This is a genomic window from Rhodococcus sp. DK176 (assembly GCF_038447315.2).
Taxonomy (GTDB): domain Bacteria; phylum Actinomycetota; class Actinomycetes; order Mycobacteriales; family Mycobacteriaceae; genus Rhodococcus_F; species Rhodococcus_F jostii_A.
The window spans coordinates 864,326-880,069 of the sequence record NZ_CP118321.2 but is presented as its reverse complement, the minus strand read 5'-3'; the positions used below and the strand labels follow the sequence as shown (position 1 = coordinate 880,069).

General features: G+C 65.7%; 17 protein-coding genes and 2 pseudogenes. 11 read left to right on the top strand and 8 right to left on the bottom strand.

The annotated features are described in order from the left end of the window. Positions 1-225 precede the first annotated feature (225 nt). A complete protein-coding gene (locus tag PSR88_RS04105) occupies positions 226-1,878 on the bottom strand; it encodes a PucR family transcriptional regulator (protein WP_029538122.1) in 1,653 nt (550 codons plus the stop codon). A gap of 228 nt (positions 1,879-2,106) precedes the next feature. Here PSR88_RS04105 and PSR88_RS04100 point away from each other — a divergent pair, with 228 nt between their 5' ends. From PSR88_RS04100 to PSR88_RS04075, 6 genes and pseudogenes are all read left to right on the top strand, one after another. Next, positions 2,107-3,300 carry an alpha-hydroxy acid oxidase gene (locus PSR88_RS04100; protein WP_016880731.1) on the top strand — a complete coding sequence of 398 codons (1,194 nt, stop codon included), beginning with the start codon at positions 2,107-2,109 and terminating at the stop codon, positions 3,298-3,300. After that, a complete protein-coding gene (locus tag PSR88_RS04095) occupies positions 3,297-4,220 on the top strand; it encodes a transporter substrate-binding domain-containing protein (protein WP_016880730.1) in 924 nt (307 codons plus the stop codon). The genes PSR88_RS04100 and PSR88_RS04095 overlap by 4 nt, the downstream gene beginning before the upstream one ends. An 11-nt stretch (positions 4,221-4,231) precedes the next feature. Next, entirely contained in the window at positions 4,232-5,167 is a 936-nt protein-coding gene (locus PSR88_RS04090; protein ID WP_011594044.1) for an amino acid ABC transporter permease, read from the top strand. After that, positions 5,164-5,928 (top strand): amino acid ABC transporter ATP-binding protein, encoded by a 765-nt coding sequence (locus PSR88_RS04085; RefSeq protein ID WP_016880729.1) that lies wholly within the window; start codon positions 5,164-5,166, stop codon positions 5,926-5,928. Before PSR88_RS04090 ends, PSR88_RS04085 begins: the two co-directional genes overlap by 4 nt. A gap of 59 nt (positions 5,929-5,987) precedes the next feature. Further along, entirely contained in the window at positions 5,988-6,371 is a 384-nt protein-coding gene (locus PSR88_RS04080) for a RidA family protein (RefSeq protein ID WP_016880728.1), read from the top strand. Between the two features lie 359 nt (positions 6,372-6,730). Next, positions 6,731-7,600, top strand: a pseudogene (locus tag PSR88_RS04075) (reverse transcriptase family protein); the annotation flags it as partial. Positions 7,601-7,905: 305 nt separating this feature from the next. Here the strand turns inward: PSR88_RS04075 and PSR88_RS04070 are convergent. Next, positions 7,906-8,652, bottom strand: a complete 747-nt coding sequence (locus tag PSR88_RS04070) for an SDR family oxidoreductase (protein WP_016880725.1) — start codon at positions 8,650-8,652, stop codon at positions 7,906-7,908. 181 nt (positions 8,653-8,833) lie between these two features. Between PSR88_RS04070 and PSR88_RS04065 the strand changes: the two genes are divergently transcribed. Then, on the top strand, positions 8,834-9,661 hold the full coding sequence (locus PSR88_RS04065; RefSeq protein ID WP_029538117.1) for an NADPH-dependent oxidoreductase: 828 nt from the start codon (positions 8,834-8,836) through the stop codon (positions 9,659-9,661). A gap of 318 nt (positions 9,662-9,979) precedes the next feature. Here the strand turns inward: PSR88_RS04065 and PSR88_RS04060 are convergent, their stop codons facing one another. Next, positions 9,980-10,171 (bottom strand): hypothetical protein, encoded by a 192-nt coding sequence (locus PSR88_RS04060; protein ID WP_148228372.1) that lies wholly within the window; start codon positions 10,169-10,171, stop codon positions 9,980-9,982. A gap of 16 nt (positions 10,172-10,187) precedes the next feature. Here PSR88_RS04060 and PSR88_RS04055 point away from each other — a divergent pair, with 16 nt between their 5' ends. Further along, entirely contained in the window at positions 10,188-10,388 is a 201-nt protein-coding gene (locus PSR88_RS04055) for a hypothetical protein (protein ID WP_037196097.1), read from the top strand. Positions 10,389-10,517: 129 nt separating this feature from the next. Here the strand turns inward: PSR88_RS04055 and PSR88_RS04050 are convergent, their stop codons facing one another. Next, entirely contained in the window at positions 10,518-10,712 is a 195-nt protein-coding gene (locus PSR88_RS04050; RefSeq protein WP_016880721.1) for a hypothetical protein, read from the bottom strand. Positions 10,713-10,989: 277 nt separating this feature from the next. Between PSR88_RS04050 and PSR88_RS04045 the strand changes: the two genes are divergently transcribed. After that, positions 10,990-11,934 (top strand): MFS transporter, encoded by a 945-nt coding sequence (locus PSR88_RS04045; protein WP_016880720.1) that lies wholly within the window; start codon positions 10,990-10,992, stop codon positions 11,932-11,934. Between the two features lie 59 nt (positions 11,935-11,993). Here PSR88_RS04045 and PSR88_RS04040 read toward each other — a convergent pair whose 3' ends face one another. Beyond that, positions 11,994-12,191 carry a hypothetical protein gene (locus tag PSR88_RS04040; RefSeq protein WP_157180081.1) on the bottom strand — a complete coding sequence of 66 codons (198 nt, stop codon included), beginning with the start codon at positions 12,189-12,191 and terminating at the stop codon, positions 11,994-11,996. Between PSR88_RS04040 and PSR88_RS04035 the strand changes: the two genes are divergently transcribed. Beyond that, on the top strand, positions 12,181-12,735 hold the full coding sequence (locus PSR88_RS04035) for a TIGR03086 family metal-binding protein (RefSeq protein WP_029538116.1): 555 nt from the start codon (positions 12,181-12,183) through the stop codon (positions 12,733-12,735). The two genes, PSR88_RS04040 and PSR88_RS04035, sit on opposite strands and share 11 nt — an antisense overlap. 177 nt (positions 12,736-12,912) lie before the next feature. On the opposite strand, the gene PSR88_RS04030 is transcribed toward PSR88_RS04035, so the two are convergent. Beyond that, positions 12,913-13,557: a dihydrofolate reductase family protein gene (locus tag PSR88_RS04030; protein ID WP_016880718.1), complete on the bottom strand. Its 645-nt coding sequence runs from the start codon at positions 13,555-13,557 to the stop codon at positions 12,913-12,915. 410 nt (positions 13,558-13,967) lie between these two features. On the opposite strand from PSR88_RS04030, the gene PSR88_RS04025 reads away from it, so the two are divergent. Continuing rightward, on the top strand, positions 13,968-14,270 hold the full coding sequence (locus tag PSR88_RS04025; protein ID WP_009473426.1) for a hypothetical protein: 303 nt from the start codon (positions 13,968-13,970) through the stop codon (positions 14,268-14,270). A 36-nt stretch (positions 14,271-14,306) separates the two neighbouring features. Here PSR88_RS04025 and PSR88_RS04020 read toward each other — a convergent pair. Both PSR88_RS04020 and PSR88_RS04015 read right to left on the bottom strand, forming a co-directional pair. Then, positions 14,307-14,495, bottom strand: a pseudogene (locus PSR88_RS04020) (dihydrofolate reductase family protein); the annotation flags it as partial. Positions 14,496-14,499: 4 nt separating this feature from the next. Continuing rightward, the gene (locus PSR88_RS04015; protein ID WP_029538112.1) at positions 14,500-15,621 is read right to left on the bottom strand and encodes an anti-sigma-D factor RsdA; all 1,122 of its coding nucleotides are present in this window, start codon (positions 15,619-15,621) and stop codon (positions 14,500-14,502) included. Between the last annotated feature and the right edge of the window lie 123 nt (positions 15,622-15,744).

Sequence of the window (15,744 nt, the reverse complement as noted above, 5' to 3'; positions counted from 1 at the left end):
GAGCACATGGAGATCGTCATGGTGAGTCAACGCAGAGGCCGCAGATTTCAACCACTTCACGCGATTCGCGCGAGTGTAGGTGGCGCGGCCTGTCTCGCCGGCGTCGTCATCGGCGCCATGGCGCTGACGATTCTCGCGTTCCCTGCACCCGGCGTGCAGGCTGCGACCGTCACGTCCCAGAGCCGGTACAGCGTGGGGGAGTGGATCCACCCCGCAAGCGTCCACCTACATCAGGTCTGTCGAAACCAGTCGGAGCCACAGCCATAGCCGCGTGGTCGGATTGTCGAAGTCGATCTGAAACTCTTCGGCGAGACGGGTGATCCGGTACCGAATGGTATTGCCGTGGACATGCATTCGGTCCGCCGCTTTGGACACGTTCGCGTTCGAATCGAAGTACGCACGCAGGGTGATCAGAAAGTCGGTGTGATGGGTGGCGTCGTACGCCCGGATCGCATCGATGACGTCGAACTTGTCGAGATGCTTCTCGGCGATGTACTGACCGATCTCCAGTAGGTTCAGCTCGGTCCAATAGTCTTCGAACACAGCCGCTGCCGGGGCTCGAGGTGTCGGATTCTCTCGCGTGACCGACTGCTGGTGCATCAGATACTGCAATGTGCGCACCGCCTCGGTCCGGGATCGAGGTAACTCGCTGATCTGCGCGGCGATTCCGCCCACCGCCGCGACGACGGGATGCGCGCTGATCGTCGTTGCGTAGGAGCCGATGTCACGAATGACGCGACGGTGGGCTGCACGGGGAGAGTCGCCCGCGCAGGGCAGCAGCGCATACACGACCGAGTCGATCAGGGCGCTGTACGCACTGCGGAACTGGACGTTGCACGTGACGGTCACGAGCTGCAGTAGCCGATGTTGCTCGCGCATGGCGTCGAGGCTGCCGGCGTTCGGGTGGGCGAGGGCGAACGCCGCGATGGCGAATCCGTCGGTGAATTCGAGACCGAGTTGTGCGGCAGCGAACGAGGCCTGGGCCGGATCGTCCATCAACGTGCGCATGAGATCGGCGTTTCGTCGCTCGGTGAAATCGGAAGCGGATCGGGCATGAAGCATGTGCAGTCCGGCCAGTGGAGCCAGCCTGTCGAGCGCATCGAGGGCGGGTTGGCGGCGTTCACTTCCGGGATCGATGATCCAGATCGATCCGAGCAGTTCCCCGCCCGCCCGGACCGCGAGCGCCAGCCGGTCCGCGATCCCGCTGGGCGACTGCACGAACAGTGCGGCGGTGGAGGAGTAGACGACCTTGAAATCGGCGTCGAGGGCTGGAGGTGTCCGCTCCTGCAGGGTCAGAGTCGTCTCGCGGCGTAGGTCGTCGATCGGCTGGCCCGGCACCGTGGAGTATCCGAGGATGCGGCCCGAAGGATCGACGATGCTGGCGGCTCCATTGGCTATCGAGGCCACGGCGTTGGCGAAGGCGAACAGATCGCCCAGACGCACGCCCGATACCGAATCGACCGCAGCACCCGCGACCGCTGTGCGTGCCATCGCGATCAGTCGTGTCCAATCCGCGTCGTCGCCGACGACGAGCACGGGAACGTCGTGACGACTGGACGCGGCCCGCAGGTCCTCGATCGGCGTTCCTCGTGCTTTGACGATCACGGCGGCGGCCTCGCCGTCGGCGGCGTGGACGAGTACTCGCTCGAATCCGGCCGACCCGCAGGACACCCCCATCGCAAGGACGACGGTGTTCCTCACGTTCGCCTGGTCGTCGAGTGCGTCGTAGAGCTGCACGTCGGCGACGGGACGGCGAAGGTTCTCTGCCGTCGGATTCGCGTGCAGTAAATCTTCCTGCACCAAGTCTGTCCACGCCGACAGCGCGATCGGCACAGGTGTCGCGTCGCCGTGCCGCGCCAACTCCTCCGTTGAGTGCATTTGGAAGATCTTACAAGCATCACCTCACAGATTAGAAATTCCTCCATATCAACCGGGTGAGGTCTGGATCACTATTGGTTCCACCCCGCGCACCGGGTGTCAGCACCACTTCGAGGAGTCCCGATGAAACTCAGAGATGTCAGGTCGTTAGTGAATGTCGAGGGCCCGGCTCGGTCCGCCTCGCAACGGCTTGCACGGCGATGCCACAGCATCGAAGACGTACGAAAGATGGCCGCCGCGCGTCTCCCGCTGAGCATCTTCGACTACATCGAGGGCGGCGGCGAAGACGAAGCGTCGGTCCGCCGCAATCGTTCCTCCTTCGACGACTGGTCGTTCGTGCCACGGTGGGGCGCGGTGGAGAACCTCGACCTGGCGTCGACCCTCCTGGGCAAGCCGGTTGCCATGCCGTTGATGCTCTCGCCCACCGGGGGAACACGCCTCTTTCACCCGGAGGGCGAAATCGGTGCGGCGCGTGCTGCTCTCGCCGCGAATGTCCCATACGGTCTGGCGCACTTGAGTACGACGCCGATGGAATTGGTCAGCGCGCAGACCCCGAGCCTTCGTCGCTGGTTCAACATCGAACCGATGGCGGACAAGGGCATGCTCCAGGCGATGCTCGACCGGACAGCGAACGCGGGATACGAGGCCCTGCTGGTCAACGTCGATTGCCGAGCGATCGGTCATCGCGAACGCGACTATCGCAACGGCTTCACGGCACCCCCGTCCCTGAAACCGCGGACGGTCATCGAAGGGGCACTACATCCCGTGTGGGCGTGGAGATTTCTGCGCAACGACGCGATCGCCTTCCCCAATCTCGACGGGACCATCGCGGCGGGGCCGCTGGCGAGCACACCGGATATGTGGCGAACTCTGCTGTCGGGTTCCTACGAGCCCACCGACTGGGACACCCTCTGCGACCTGCGATCCCGATGGAGCGGTCCGATCGTCCTCAAGGGGTGCGTCAGCGCCGACGACGCGGCGATCGCCGCCGACATCGGGATCGACGCCATCCAGGTCAGCAACCACGGTGGACGGCAACTCGATCACATGGCCTCCCCGCTGGACGTGCTGCCGGAGATCGTCGAACGCGTGAACGGTCGGGTCGAGATCATCGTCGACGGCGGCATCCGCCGCGGCTCGGACGCGATCAAGGCGCTGGCGCTGGGGGCGAATGCATGTGCGATCGGCCGCCCGTACCTTTACGGCCTCGCGGCGGCGGGCCAGGAGGGTGTCGCGCACGTGCTGCGGATCTTCGCGGAGGAGATGACCCGGACGATGATGCTGCTGGGGGTCTCGAGCATCAAGGAACTGCAGGACAACGGGCCGTCCCTCGTTCGGAACCGCCATGCCGCGTTCGCCCGCTCGACGCACGCATCCACCGGACCGCACGCGGCCACACCGAAGCAGAAGTCCTCGTCATGACGAGGACTCCCGGAGGCTACTCTCACCGGCTTCTGTGTGCCGGCGCACTCGCCGCCCTCCTCTTCTCCACGATCGGCTGCGGCCGGCTCGAGGAATTTGCGGACCCGCCGGCCTCGGCTCCTGTCGAGGGCGACAGCACGCCGTCACTCGCGGTGAACGAAGCGGCAGTCGCACTGCTGCCCGGCTCGGTGACCGCACGGCACACACTGCGGGTCGCGATCCCGACGAATGAACCTCCCACCCAGTTCTATTCGGAGGGCACCCGATACATGACGGGCACGAACCCCGACATCGCGAGACTCATCGGAAAGGCCCTGAACCTGGACGTCGACATCAAGGTCGTCAATTTCGACTCGATCATTCCCGGGATCGCAGCCGGACGCTACGACATGACGGTGTCCTCGATGACGCCCACCACCAAGCGGATGGCGGCAATGGATTTCGTCGACTACATGCAGGTGGGAAACGCCATCGTCGTCGCGAAGGGAGGGGAGCCCGTCACGAAGGACACCCTGTGCGGCAAGAGGGTCGGCGTCCTGACGGGCTCGTATCAGCTCACCGTCAACATTCCGGCCTATGAGCAAGACTGCGCGGCCGCCGGTAAGCCGCCGATCCAGACCGGCCAGTTCCAGGACACGCGGCAGGCGATTTCTGCGTTGACCAGTGGCCGGCAGGACGCCGTCCTGGCAGATTCCCCGATCCTCTCGTACGCCACGGCGAACAATCCCGCCCTCGAGTTGTCGGACACATTCGATTACGCCCCCGTCGCCGTCGGCGTGACCAAGGAACCCGCACTCGTCGACGCCGTGTCCGCGGCACTCGACGCCGTCATCGCCAGCGATGCGTACAGGGAAGTCCTCGGAAAATACGGTTCGGAGTCCGCGATGATCACTCGAGCACGCGTCAACGCGGCTCAATAAGGAGACCTACCATGCACCAATTGGCCTCGCGAGACGCCTTTCCTCCACCGTCCGCGGTATCGGCGTCCCCGGACACGTCCATCCCGGTTGTGCCGCTCAAACATCCTGTGCGACAGACGTTCGGACTGGCGCTGCTCATCGTCGCCGTGGCGGTGACGTGGAACGTCGCAACCAACGACCGATTCCATTGGACTGTCGTGTCGTCTTATCTCTTTGCCCCGGAGATACTTCGAGGCGTAGTTCTGACGATCATCCTGACGATAGTCTCGATGACCGCCGGGATTTCGCTCGGAACGCTTCTTGCTGTCATGCGACTGTCGGACAACCCGATCGTCAATTCGATCAGCCGGGGCTACATCTGGTTCTTCCGGGGAACTCCGCTCCTCGTCCAACTGATCTTCTGGTACAACATCGCAGCCCTGTATCCCACCATCTCGATCGGAATCCCGTTCGGGGGACCCGAATTCATGATCGGTTCCGTCAACACGCTGATCACGCCACTCGGGGCCGCCCTCCTCGGGTTGTCGCTGAACGAAGCGGCCTACATGGCAGAGATCATCCGCGGTGGCATCGGATCGGTGGACAACGGCCAGTACGACGCGGCTCAGGCGCTGGGAATGAACAAGACTCAGCTGATGCGCCGGGTCATTCTTCCTCAGGCCATGCGTGTGGTGCTCCCGCCGACGGGGAACCAGGTGATCTCGATGCTGAAAGGGACAACCCTCGTCAGCGTTCTGGCGATCTCCGATCTGCTGTACTCCGCGCAGATCATCTATTCGCTGAATTACCAGACGATTCCGCTACTCATCGTCGCGAGCCTGTGGTATCTCCTGATGACCACCATCCTGAGCTTCTTCCAGGACAAGCTCGAAAAACACTACGCGCGTGGTTTCACCGCGTCGATAGCCCCCGCACGCCGTCGATTTGCACTGGGAAGGGCGAAATGAACACCGTCATGGTGAAAGCACAGGGCGTCCGGAAGAGGTTCGGTGCCACCGAGATCCTCAAGGGCATCGACCTCAGTGTCGAACGCGGGTCGGTGACCTGCCTCATCGGACCGTCCGGATCCGGGAAGACAACGTTCCTGCGCTGCATCAATCACCTCGAGAATGTTGATGCGGGCCGCCTGTACGTGGATCAACAGTTGATCGGCTACTCCGAACGCAATGGCCGGCTTCACGAGATGAAGCCACGGCAGACGGCACGGTCCAGGCTGAATGCCGGGATGGTGTTTCAGCGCTTCAACCTGTTTCCGCACATGACCGTTCTCGAGAACATCGTCGAAGCCCCGATCCACGTTCTCGGCCGACCCCGCGACGAGGTGACAGCGGAGGCGCACGTGCTTCTCGATCGTGTCGGGCTGGGGAACCGAGGTCAGGCATACCCGCGGGAGCTCTCCGGGGGACAGCAACAGCGGATCGCGATTGCTCGCGCACTGGCGATGAAGCCCAAGTTGCTGCTCTTCGACGAGCCGACCTCAGCGCTCGACCCGGAACTCGTCGGTGAGGTACTGGACGTGATGAAGTCCCTGGCGGAAGCCGGTATGACCATGGTCGTGGTCACCCACGAGCTGGGGTTTGCCCGCGAGGTCAGCGATCAGATCGTCTTCATGGACCAGGGTGTCGTCGTCGAGGCGGGCCCGCCGTCCGAGGTTCTGGGGAACCCGCAACAGGAGAGGACCCGCGCGTTTCTCTCGAAGGTGCTGTGAACACCTCACCCGCCCGCCCGAGATCGAGAACAACGAAGATTCAGGACTGAGGAAACCACATGAACAGGCAACAGGTCAGCACAGAACATGCACCCAGCCCTGCAGGGCACTACTCCCAGGCGATCATTGCCGACGGGGTCCTGTACACGGCAGGTCAGACGCCCCACCACCCGGATACGTGGGAACTCGTCGGCACCACCATCGAAGAACAAACGGAACAGGCGATGCGCAATCTCGCAGCCGTACTCGAATCGTGTGGCTCCGACTTCTCACACGTGGTCAAAGCCACCGTCCACCTGCAGAATCCGGCGCGAGACTTCACCGGTTTCAACGAGACCTATCAGAATTTCGTCTCGCACCCGTACCCGGCGCGGACCACCGTCGGATCGCATCTCGGTGACTTCCTGGTCGAAATCGACGTCGTCGCCCTGTGCCCCCGCTGACTGGGTCGATTGCGCACTCCGACTGACGGAGTCGCTCGATTCGACATCAAGACCGACAGGGGCCCGCACGGCCGAGATCATGTGGCATTCTCACGAGGTGCGACGGTGCAGAGGTGAGAGTGGTGTGGCCGGTACGCCGGCCGCGACCACGCCAGGGGAAACCCCTGGCTCGACAGTGTTCATCGGAGACACCGTCCGACGCGCGACCGTATGCTCCGCGTGCTTCGGCGCGCCGCAGACGACAGATATCGGTCACCTCGCACCGTCGCACACATGACAACCGGCCGGGCCCTGCAGCTGAAGTTGCTCGTCGCCTCGCGGAAGTGGCGACCGCCGGAGCGTGGACCAGGGCCGGCCTGATGCTCCGCTTCGAGGAAGCCGGTGCGCCGGATGCCGGACGAATCGCGACACGGCTCCACGACCTGATGCCCACGCCGCCGGCCGACGGCGCCGACAGCGTCTATAGGCTGCTGTCGGAGCTCCCGCAGATCGAGCAAACGGACACGGTCGTCGAGGTGTCCGGCAGTGACTGGAAGTTCGACATCGCACGGTGGTCGCACACGGCGGGGGTCGCCGAGGCGGTCGGTCTCACCCCCGCCGAACTCGACTGGTTCGCAGACCCCGGCGGATGGCTGCGCACGAAAGCGACTCCGCTGCAGCACTACCGCGATCGGATCCGATCGGACAACCGCCTGCTCGAGGCACCCAAGGAACGCCTTCGAGAGGTGCAGCGCCGGATTCTGCATTCTGTCCTCGACCGCGTCCCACCCCACGCCGCGGCGCACGGATTCGTCCGAGGTCGCAGCGTCCACACCTTCGCCGCTCCCCATGCGGGGCACGACGTCGTGGTGCGCATCGACCTCCGTGCCTTCTTTCCCTCCGTCTCCCAGATGCGGGTGAGGGCGGTCTTCGATGCCCTCGGCTACCCGAACCCGGTGTCACGCGTGCTCGCCGGACTCTGCACCACGGCCACCCCGCCGGGTGTTCTCGCGCAGCTTCCCTTCGATGCGGCCAGTCGACTCCGGGGTGCGCACCTGCCGCAGGGCGCACCGACCTCGCCGGCGCTCGCCAATCTCGTCGCCTACCGGCTCGACCGCAGACTGACCGGCCTCGCGAGAACGCATCGGGCCTGCTACACGAGATACGCCGACGACCTCGCGTTCTCCGGCACGGAACTGGCGGTGGACCGACTGATCCACGCCGTCGGCCGGATCGTTGCGGACGAAGGCTTCTCCGTGCACCCGGCCAAGACCCGGATCATGCGGTCGCACCGACGCCAGCACCTGGCCGGCCTGGTGGTCAACACCCGTCCGCAGGCGGCGCGCGCCGAATACGACGCCCTGAGAGCCCTGCTCTCAATTGCGCTCGCTATGCACCCGATTCGCAGAATCGTGACGGCAGACTGCATTTCCGTGAATACGTCTACGGACGCATCGCCCGGGTCGGGGAATCCAACGCGAGCAGGAAACGGTCGGTGCACGCACTGGCCGCCCGGGTCGACTGGGCAGACCCGCGCCGCTGATCGGCCGCGCGGTCAGCCGCGGCCGATGTACGGCATGCCGGTGGCCATGATGGTCATCGTCGGCACGGTGACGTCCAAGGGGAGTTCGACCAGTCGGGTCACTGCGTCCGCGACGTACCGCGGGTCGAAGGTGGGTTCCGCTCGCATTGATCCGTCTGGTTGCCGGGCGGATTGGCCGATGCCTTCGGTCATGGCGGTTGCGGCGTTCCCGATGTCGATCTGGGTGCAGCAGATGTCGTGGTCGCGTCCGTCGAGCGCGATCGACTTGGTCAACCCCGACACCCCGTGTTTAGTTGCCGTGTAGGCGACGCTCGCGGGTCGTGGCGTGTGGGCGGACAGTGAACCGTTGTTGATGATGCGTCCGCCGCGTGGTGTCTGGGCTTTCATCATTCGCACGGCCTCCCGGGAGCAGAGGAAGACGCCGGTCAAATTGGTGGCGACTGTTCGGTCCCAGTCCTCCGGTTCGATCTCGTCCACCGCGCCGGACGGGCCGAAGGTGCCCGCATTGTTGACGAGTACGTCGAGGCGGCCGAATCGTTCGGCCACGGCGGCGAAGAGGCTGTGCACCGACTGCGGCGACGAGACGTCGGCCGGCACCACGACTGCGTGTTCGCGACCGTGCGCTGTCTCGTCCAGCTTTTCCCGCGCCCGCCCTGTCAGCACCACGTGATGCCCGGCGTCGAGCAGTCCGGTCGCGATCGACCGACCGATTCCCGAGCCGGCACCCGTCACCACGATCACCCGTTCCGTCACATCCACTCCCTTGCATCACGTAGTTCCGAACAGCTGTCGGAAGCCCCCGAATTGTCGCCGATCGGCGGCGTCGCTGCGGCTGTTCACGCGTTCCGTTCGCGGGTGTCGACGAGAACGCGGGGGGATCTCAGGAATCACGGTGCGCCTAACACTGGAGCGGGGGGCGGTGGTCGGCTTTCCTGTCCGGGTGACCATCGCAGACATCGCACCCCGCACGGCGCTGCAGCAGCGCTACTGGGACCCCGCCCTCACCGAACCCGCGCAGTGGAATCCGGTTCTCGAAGCCCTGCACTCGCACCGGTCGGTCCGCCGCTACCTACCCGATCCGCTGACCGACGAGACGCTCGACGTGCTCGTGTCGGCCGGGCAGTCGGCCGCCACGTCGTCGAACCTCCAGGCGTGGAGCGTCGTCGCGGTCCGCGACCCCGACAGCAAGGCTCGTCTGGCCGCACTCGCGGGCGACCAGGCCCACATCATCGAGGCTCCCGTCCTGCTGGTCTGGCTCGCCGACTTCGCCCGTGTCCGCCAGCTCGCCGGCGACCGCGGCGCGCCGATCGAGGGCGCCGACTACCTCGAGAGCAGCTATATCGGGTTCATCGATGCCGCCCTGGCGGCGCAGAACGCCGTGACCGCGGCGGAGTCGCTCGGGCTGGGAACGGTGTTCATCGGGGCGCTGCGCAACAAGCCCGAGGAAGTCGCGGCGGAACTCGGCCTGCCACCCCACGTGTTCGCGGTGTTCGGGCTCGTCGTCGGGCAGCCCCATCCGGACGCCGACGCCCAGATCAAGCCGCGCCTGCCCCGAGCTGCGGTGTTGCACCACGAGAAGTACGACCTGCTCGCCCAACGCGACCACGTCGACGCCTACGAGGGGCGGATCGCTGCCTTCTACTCGGCGCAGCAGCTCGAACATTCCTGGATCGAAAGGGTTCTGGACCGACTCGCGTCCGCGACGCGGCTGAACGGGCGGGATCGGCTGAAGGAATCGCTCGTTCGTCTCGGGTTCCCCCTTCGCTAGAGGTGTGACGCGGCCGCCGGTGCACGGTGGCCGTTTGAAGTTCGAAACCCGGTGGGTGGCTCTGCGGGACCACCCACCGGGTCTCCTGCCGCAGCCCTTGACTCGTGAGCCATTCCACTAGAACTGACTTCATGGAGCGGATCCGTAGGGGACGCCGTGGACAGTGCCCGGTTTGGTGACGTCTCACTGACCTATGAGCTGCGCGAGGGCGGTGAGCGCGTCGTGCTCCTACACGCCGGTGCCTTCGTCTCGTGGTACGACCCACTGGTCGCGCAGCTGATGGAGTATTCGACCTTGCGGGTCATCGCTGCCTACAGATCAGGCGACAAGGCCGCCGCGGTGGACGGGTTCCTGCGCCATGTGTGCGGCGATGGCTACCGTGCCGTGCTGGACCGGGTGATTCCCCACGCCTTCGACGAGGAGCTCGACGAGGCTGACTTGTTCTGCCGAGCTGAGATGCCGGCCGTGCAGCAGCGGAGTTTCGGGGCAGGGGAGGCCCGGGCGCATCACGCGGCCGGTGCTCAATGTGCTCGGTGCCGAGAGTTGCGCGCGGTTCGTCGATGGAAGCGAGCTCGTGCAGCGCTGGTTCCCGCGGGCCGAGCGCCTCACCGTGCCGGGGGCCGGGCACCTACTGATGGTGCAAAACCCGACGGCATCGGCGCGGGGCCTGAAGGATTTCTTCTCGCACCATCTGATCGGACACCTCGGTCCGCTCGAGGTCAGTTAGCGGCGACCAGCATCGTCGTTCTGGTGTTCGGGCTTCGGTGACAGTTTCTCGATTGATGGACACAGACCCCGGGGGAGTCCCCGGACCGATACCGGGGACTCCCTCCTGTGCGAGGGTTTCGCGCTGTGGTCAGTTGCCGAACCGGAACCGGAGGCGGATTACGCGTCCGAATGCAGCGAGCACCTTCGCGAAGTCACGGAGGCCGGCGGTGCTGCCGGTGACGATGACGATGACGATGACGATGACCGTGACCAAGCAGGCGCTCACGAAGAAGATGAAGCAGGCGGCGATCAGCAGGGCGATCAGGACTTCGGGCTGGACCATGTGGACCCCTTTCTGTTGTGGACACACGACGACAGCGACCGTTCTGGTGCTGCCCGATGAGTGATCTCCAACAGAGGGGCGGGCCCTCTCCCCACCTCGGGTGGGATACCCAAATCATCACCTGGAGCTGGCGGTTTCGTCAATAGCGGATATCGGAAACGATGGGGTCGGGCGGCGCAAGCGTGCACGGTTCTCGCCGTGGCCACGTGCCTCCATCGGCGCTTCAAGCTCCACTCGACGAGCACCGGAGCCTTCCGCACCCGGCTAGGGCGCGGCGATGCCGGACCAGATGGTCGAAGCGACGCGGTGGGCGAGATCTGCGGTGTCGGTGTCCCCGCGGAGGAAAGCCGCGTGGTTCGCACTCGGCTTCGTGGCCGCGGGAATCGTCTCCGGCGTGGTCATCCCACACTGGGGCTGGCGCGCGATGTTCGTCATCGGAGGCATCGTGCCGTTGGTGCTACTCGTTCCTCTGCTGCGTTACTTCCCCGATTCACCCCGCTACCTACTGATGCGCGGCGCTCCCACCCGTGCACATGCCACCCTGCGCCGCATCGACCCCGGCCTGCCCGCCGATACGGTCATTCGGACCGACTACTCGAGTGCCGAGGAACCCGGCCGTGGGAAGGTTCCGATGGTCGTCGATCTGGTACGCGGCAGGTGGTTCCTGAGCACCCTCCTGCTGTGGACTGCCTTCGCGGCAAATCTGGCGGCCTTCTACGCAATTCAAAGCTGGCTTCCGACGATCGTCGGCTCGCTGGGAGCGCCGTCACGCGTCGTTATCGCCTCGACCGTCTTGACCACGATCGGCGGGATTCTGGCAGCAATCATCATCGGTCCCGCGATGGACAAGACCAACCCGTTCCGCACTCTCGGCATCGTCTATCTCGGCGGTGCGGCCTTCGTCGCGGCACTGGGGTGGGTCATCGGTGGCGGCAGCACCTGGGCACTTCTCGGAACCGCATTCCTGACGGGCACGTGTGTGACCGGCGGGCAGATGAGCGTCATCGCCCTGGCAACTGTGCTGTATCCACCCGGCATGCGGTCCACCGGAGTCGGCTGGGCCCTCGGGATCGGGCGCCTCGGTGGAATCGCCGGCCCGTTGATCGTCGGGTCTGCCCTCGGCGCCGGCTTCCTCCCACGCGACGTCTTCTTCGCGCTGGCGGTGGTTCTGGTCGTCGCCAGTATCAGCGTCCTGATGCTCGAACGTCGCTCTCGCGCCTGACGACGTGCGCGAGCGGGAGCCAGAGAATCTCGATCGACAGCGGGCGCTTGCCGATTGGTTCAGTATGTCGTGGGGGCCGTGACCGGGGAACGTTCGGCGATCTGCGCCCACGACATGCCCGCCGCGAGCGGCAGCGTGGCTGTCAGAGTCCACGGTTCCTCGGAATCGCCGTACGCCGTTCCCGAGGAGGACATCCGCCACGACGCACCTGTCCGGAACCAGTCCACGACCGCTACCGTGCGAAAGGTGGAACTCATTCTCGCTGCCTCGGCCGAATTCGAGCGCGTGGTGCGCCAACTGCCGGTGGACTCATGGGACCTGCCCACACCGTCACAGATTTCGGTGCGCGACCTGGTCGAGCACGTCGTGGTGGGGAACCGCTTCACTTCGCTCCTGCTTGGCGGCGTCGGTCGTGAACAGGCCCGGAACATGCTCACGGATGACCAGCTCGGAGACGACCCGGTCGCCGCGGTGGCCGAATCGTCACGACAGCAGGCCGAGGCCTTCGCCGCCGCACCACCGGAACAGCCAGTTCCGGGCCCGAACGGCGACGTCCCCGCCGAGGCGTTCCTGCGCTTCCGGCTCGTCGACCTCGTGGTCCACGCGTGGGACCTCCTCCGCGCGGCGGGCCTCGATGAAACTCTTGATCCGCCTGTGGTCGCCGGACTGTCGCGCGTGGTCGAACCACATCTGGACGACATGCTCGCCTTCGGTGCGTACGGCGAGGGCCCGAGCGACACATTGCCTCCCGACGCTTCGCAGCAGACCCGACTCCTCGATTGGTTCGGACGACGGCCCTAGCCCAACGCCAAGCGATCGAGGACCTCCCGCCGAGGATCCGCGTGCGGAACCGCCTGTCCCTCGGCGCGCTGTCGGCCACTCCAACGCGTCCCCGCCCTAGGTCCGACAATGCTCGACGACGACAAGGCCTTCTTCCCCGTCAATCAGGGCGCCGTCACCCCACCGAGGGGTCCGGATTCAGTCGTGGCCGTTCTTGTTCCAGAGCTGATGGGTGAGACCGCTGGGTGAGGTGACGGTCTCGACTGTGAAGCGGTCTTCGATGCCCTCCAAGCCCTCCCAGAGGGATACGCCGTGCCCGAGGGTGATGGGCACGATCACCAGGTGCATGAAGTCGATCAGGTCGGCTTGCAGAAACTGCCGCACGATCGAGGGTCCTCCGCCGATACGGACGTCCTGACCGTTCGCTGCTTCCTGGGCCATGCGCAGCACCTCATCGGGTGGCGCGTCCACGAAATGGAAGCTGGTTCCGTTGGGGAAGTCGATGCTCGGGTGTGGGTAGTGGCTCATGACGAACACCGGTGTCTGAAATGGCGGTTCGTCGCCCCACCAGCCCCGCCACCCGTCGTCGGGCCAATCGCCGCTGTGGGGTCCGAACTTGCGGCGCCCCATGATCTCCGCGCCGATGCCCTGGCTCCACAGGCTGGTCACGGCGCGGTCCAGGGTGATCGGGGCGTCTACCCGGTCGACCCCGTGGATGACGCGTCCGTCGAACCAGTCGAATAGCCGTTGCGCACCGCCGATCGGGGCGTCGAAAGTCACGTGCTCGCCGGCGGCGTAACCGTCGAGGGAGATGTTCATGTTGTGGATGCGGGTGCGGGGCATGGGCGCCTCCTCCAATGATCGGATGGACCGGGATACAAATAGACAGACCGGAAGAGATGGCTGGACTCATCGTGAACGTCGAAATCGTGTCCCGTCGGCCGATCCGCTTCCGAATGGTGCAGTGCCGCCAAAGGCGGTCAGCCCAGTCTGGCATTTCTTTGCACTCAGGGCTGACACCACTACGCAACGAACAGTCGAAGCCCAGTGACGACATCGACAGCAGGGACGCGGTTCCCTCTGAGGAGCCGGACGAAGGCCGAAAATGACCAGAGCCGTGATCCGAAAACCTACCGAGGTGCACTGGCGAGTCGCGCGCCCCGACGCCACCACGGTCGCCCGGCCGAAGGGGTGGATCGGGGCGATCGCCGTGCTTCGCGCAGTAGACTGACGGCCCGGACAAGGAGGACTCGATGCTGGTCTTCGGCGAGCCGTACGAGGCGAGTAACGGCACGGTGATCATCACTGTGTCGCGGACAGGTTGGGGTCGACGAGGTGAGCGTCCGGTCGGCATCTACACAGTCGGTGCGGAGGGTGTTACGTGGACGCCCGCCGTCGATGCGAGCTGGCACGCGTTGATTGGGGTCTGCACGGGTTTCGCGGCGGCCGTCATCGGCACGATCGCGGTGTTGCGGCGACCGCCATGGCCGGAGATGACCGAGCGGGTGATGACCGCGCTTGCTCAGGCGCGGATCGCCGAAAGCCGGCATAAGTAGGACAACTATCCGCCGCCGGTATGGGCACCGCCGCGCTCAGAGGGTGAAGCGCAGCAGAGAGACGCCGTTTTCGAAGCCGCGGGCCTGCGCCAGCTGCAGTTTCCGCATGTCGTAACCGTCGGGGAACAGCCGTCGTCCCCGACCCTGGACGGTGGGGTACACGAACATCCGGTACCCATCGACCAAGCCGGAGACGATCAGGGTGTGGGTCAGCGTGATGCTGCCCGCCTCAGCTGGTCGGGATTGGCGGCTGGAGCGGCGCCGAGGAAGGCTCCGACAGCGGAGGCGGGGGTGGCTGTGTGGTCGGGTTGTCCGACGGAACAGGCGGGGGCGGTTGTGTGGTCGGGTTGTCCGACGGAACAGGCGGGGGCGGTTGTGTGGTCGGGTTGTCCGACGGAACAGGCGGGGGCGGTTGTGTGGTCGGGTTGTCCGACGGCAGAGGCAGGGGCGGCTGCGGAGGCGGGACCATCGTGATGGTGGGTTCAGGGCTGGTGGACGGCAATGTCTCGGGCGGGAGCGGGAGCGTCGTCGTGGGTAGCGGCGGCAGTGACGTGGGCGGCTGTCCGGGAAGCTGCAGGTCGGTCGGCAGGGTTCCCGGCAACGGCTCGACTCCCGGCGCCGTCGTGGAACCGGGTGTAGCCGGCAATTCGATGGTCTGCGTCGGCGTGCCGGTGGTGGTGGTACCGGGCGTCGTCGTCGCAGGCGGCGTGGTGGGAGCGATCTTCTCGAGTTCCGCGGCGAGCTTCGCCCGCCACACGTCGAGTTCGTTGCGCGTGTCGGCGTCACGTACCCCGCCGGAACGGTCGGCGGCGTCCTCGAGCAGGTTCTTCGCCGCCGCCGCGTCGCCCGCGGCGATCAGCCGCTCGGCCTCCTGCAGCTGCGACGTGGTGTCGATCTGCGCGACGGTCGACTCGGCCTGCTGGCTGAACACGACCGACTTGACGCTCCACAGCGGATCGCCGGGTGCGGCGTTGTACGAGAAGATGGTGGCGCCACCCATGACGACCGCGATCGCGGCGGCAGCGCCTGCGATGGGTCGCAACAAGCGGAGCTTGCTGCGGGCGGCGCTGCGTGCGGAACGGGCGTCCGAGGCGTCGATCGCCGCGATCACGTCGTCCAGCAGCGGCCCGGTCGGCATCGGTGTCGCCACGATGTCGGCGCGCCAATTGGTCAGCAGGAGCGCGAGCTGGTCCTGTTCCGGCGAATCCGTTGCGACGGGACCGCCGCCGGCGATCGCGTCGATCAAAGCGTCGTCGCGGCGTACCGCCGCGACGTTCACCGGTGCGTCGTCTCCTGGGAGATCGGCATCGGGATCGCCGTTGCGCTTGATGCCCCTAGCCAAACCTCTCACCTGCCCTCGTTACCCGCGTGGCTCGTGTCGAGCCACGCGGACAGCTCCCGTGGTAGTACCCACGGCCGGGGTCGTTTTCTCGGCAGTTCGTTCATCTGCCTGCTCGCCTTTCGAGTCCAGCAC

Excerpts from the sequence above, each read along its gene's own strand:
- PSR88_RS04105 (WP_029538122.1), bottom strand. The coding sequence starts at position 1,878 with ATGCACTCAACGGAGGAGTTGGCGCGGCACGGCGACGCGACACCTGTG.
- PSR88_RS04100 (WP_016880731.1), top strand. The coding sequence starts at position 2,107 with ATGGCCGCCGCGCGTCTCCCGCTGAGCATCTTCGACTACATCGAGGGC.
- PSR88_RS04095 (WP_016880730.1), top strand. The coding sequence starts at position 3,297 with ATGACGAGGACTCCCGGAGGCTACTCTCACCGGCTTCTGTGTGCCGGC.
- PSR88_RS04090 (WP_011594044.1), top strand. The coding sequence starts at position 4,232 with ATGCACCAATTGGCCTCGCGAGACGCCTTTCCTCCACCGTCCGCGGTA.
- PSR88_RS04085 (WP_016880729.1), top strand. The coding sequence starts at position 5,164 with ATGAACACCGTCATGGTGAAAGCACAGGGCGTCCGGAAGAGGTTCGGT.
- PSR88_RS04080 (WP_016880728.1), top strand. The coding sequence starts at position 5,988 with ATGAACAGGCAACAGGTCAGCACAGAACATGCACCCAGCCCTGCAGGG.
- PSR88_RS04050 (WP_016880721.1), bottom strand. The coding sequence starts at position 10,712 with ATGGTCCAGCCCGAAGTCCTGATCGCCCTGCTGATCGCCGCCTGCTTC.
- PSR88_RS04045 (WP_016880720.1), top strand. The coding sequence starts at position 10,990 with ATGCCGGACCAGATGGTCGAAGCGACGCGGTGGGCGAGATCTGCGGTG.
- PSR88_RS04040 (WP_157180081.1), bottom strand. The coding sequence starts at position 12,191 with ATGAGTTCCACCTTTCGCACGGTAGCGGTCGTGGACTGGTTCCGGACA.
- PSR88_RS04030 (WP_016880718.1), bottom strand. The coding sequence starts at position 13,557 with ATGCCCCGCACCCGCATCCACAACATGAACATCTCCCTCGACGGTTAC.
- PSR88_RS04025 (WP_009473426.1), top strand. The coding sequence starts at position 13,968 with ATGCTGGTCTTCGGCGAGCCGTACGAGGCGAGTAACGGCACGGTGATC.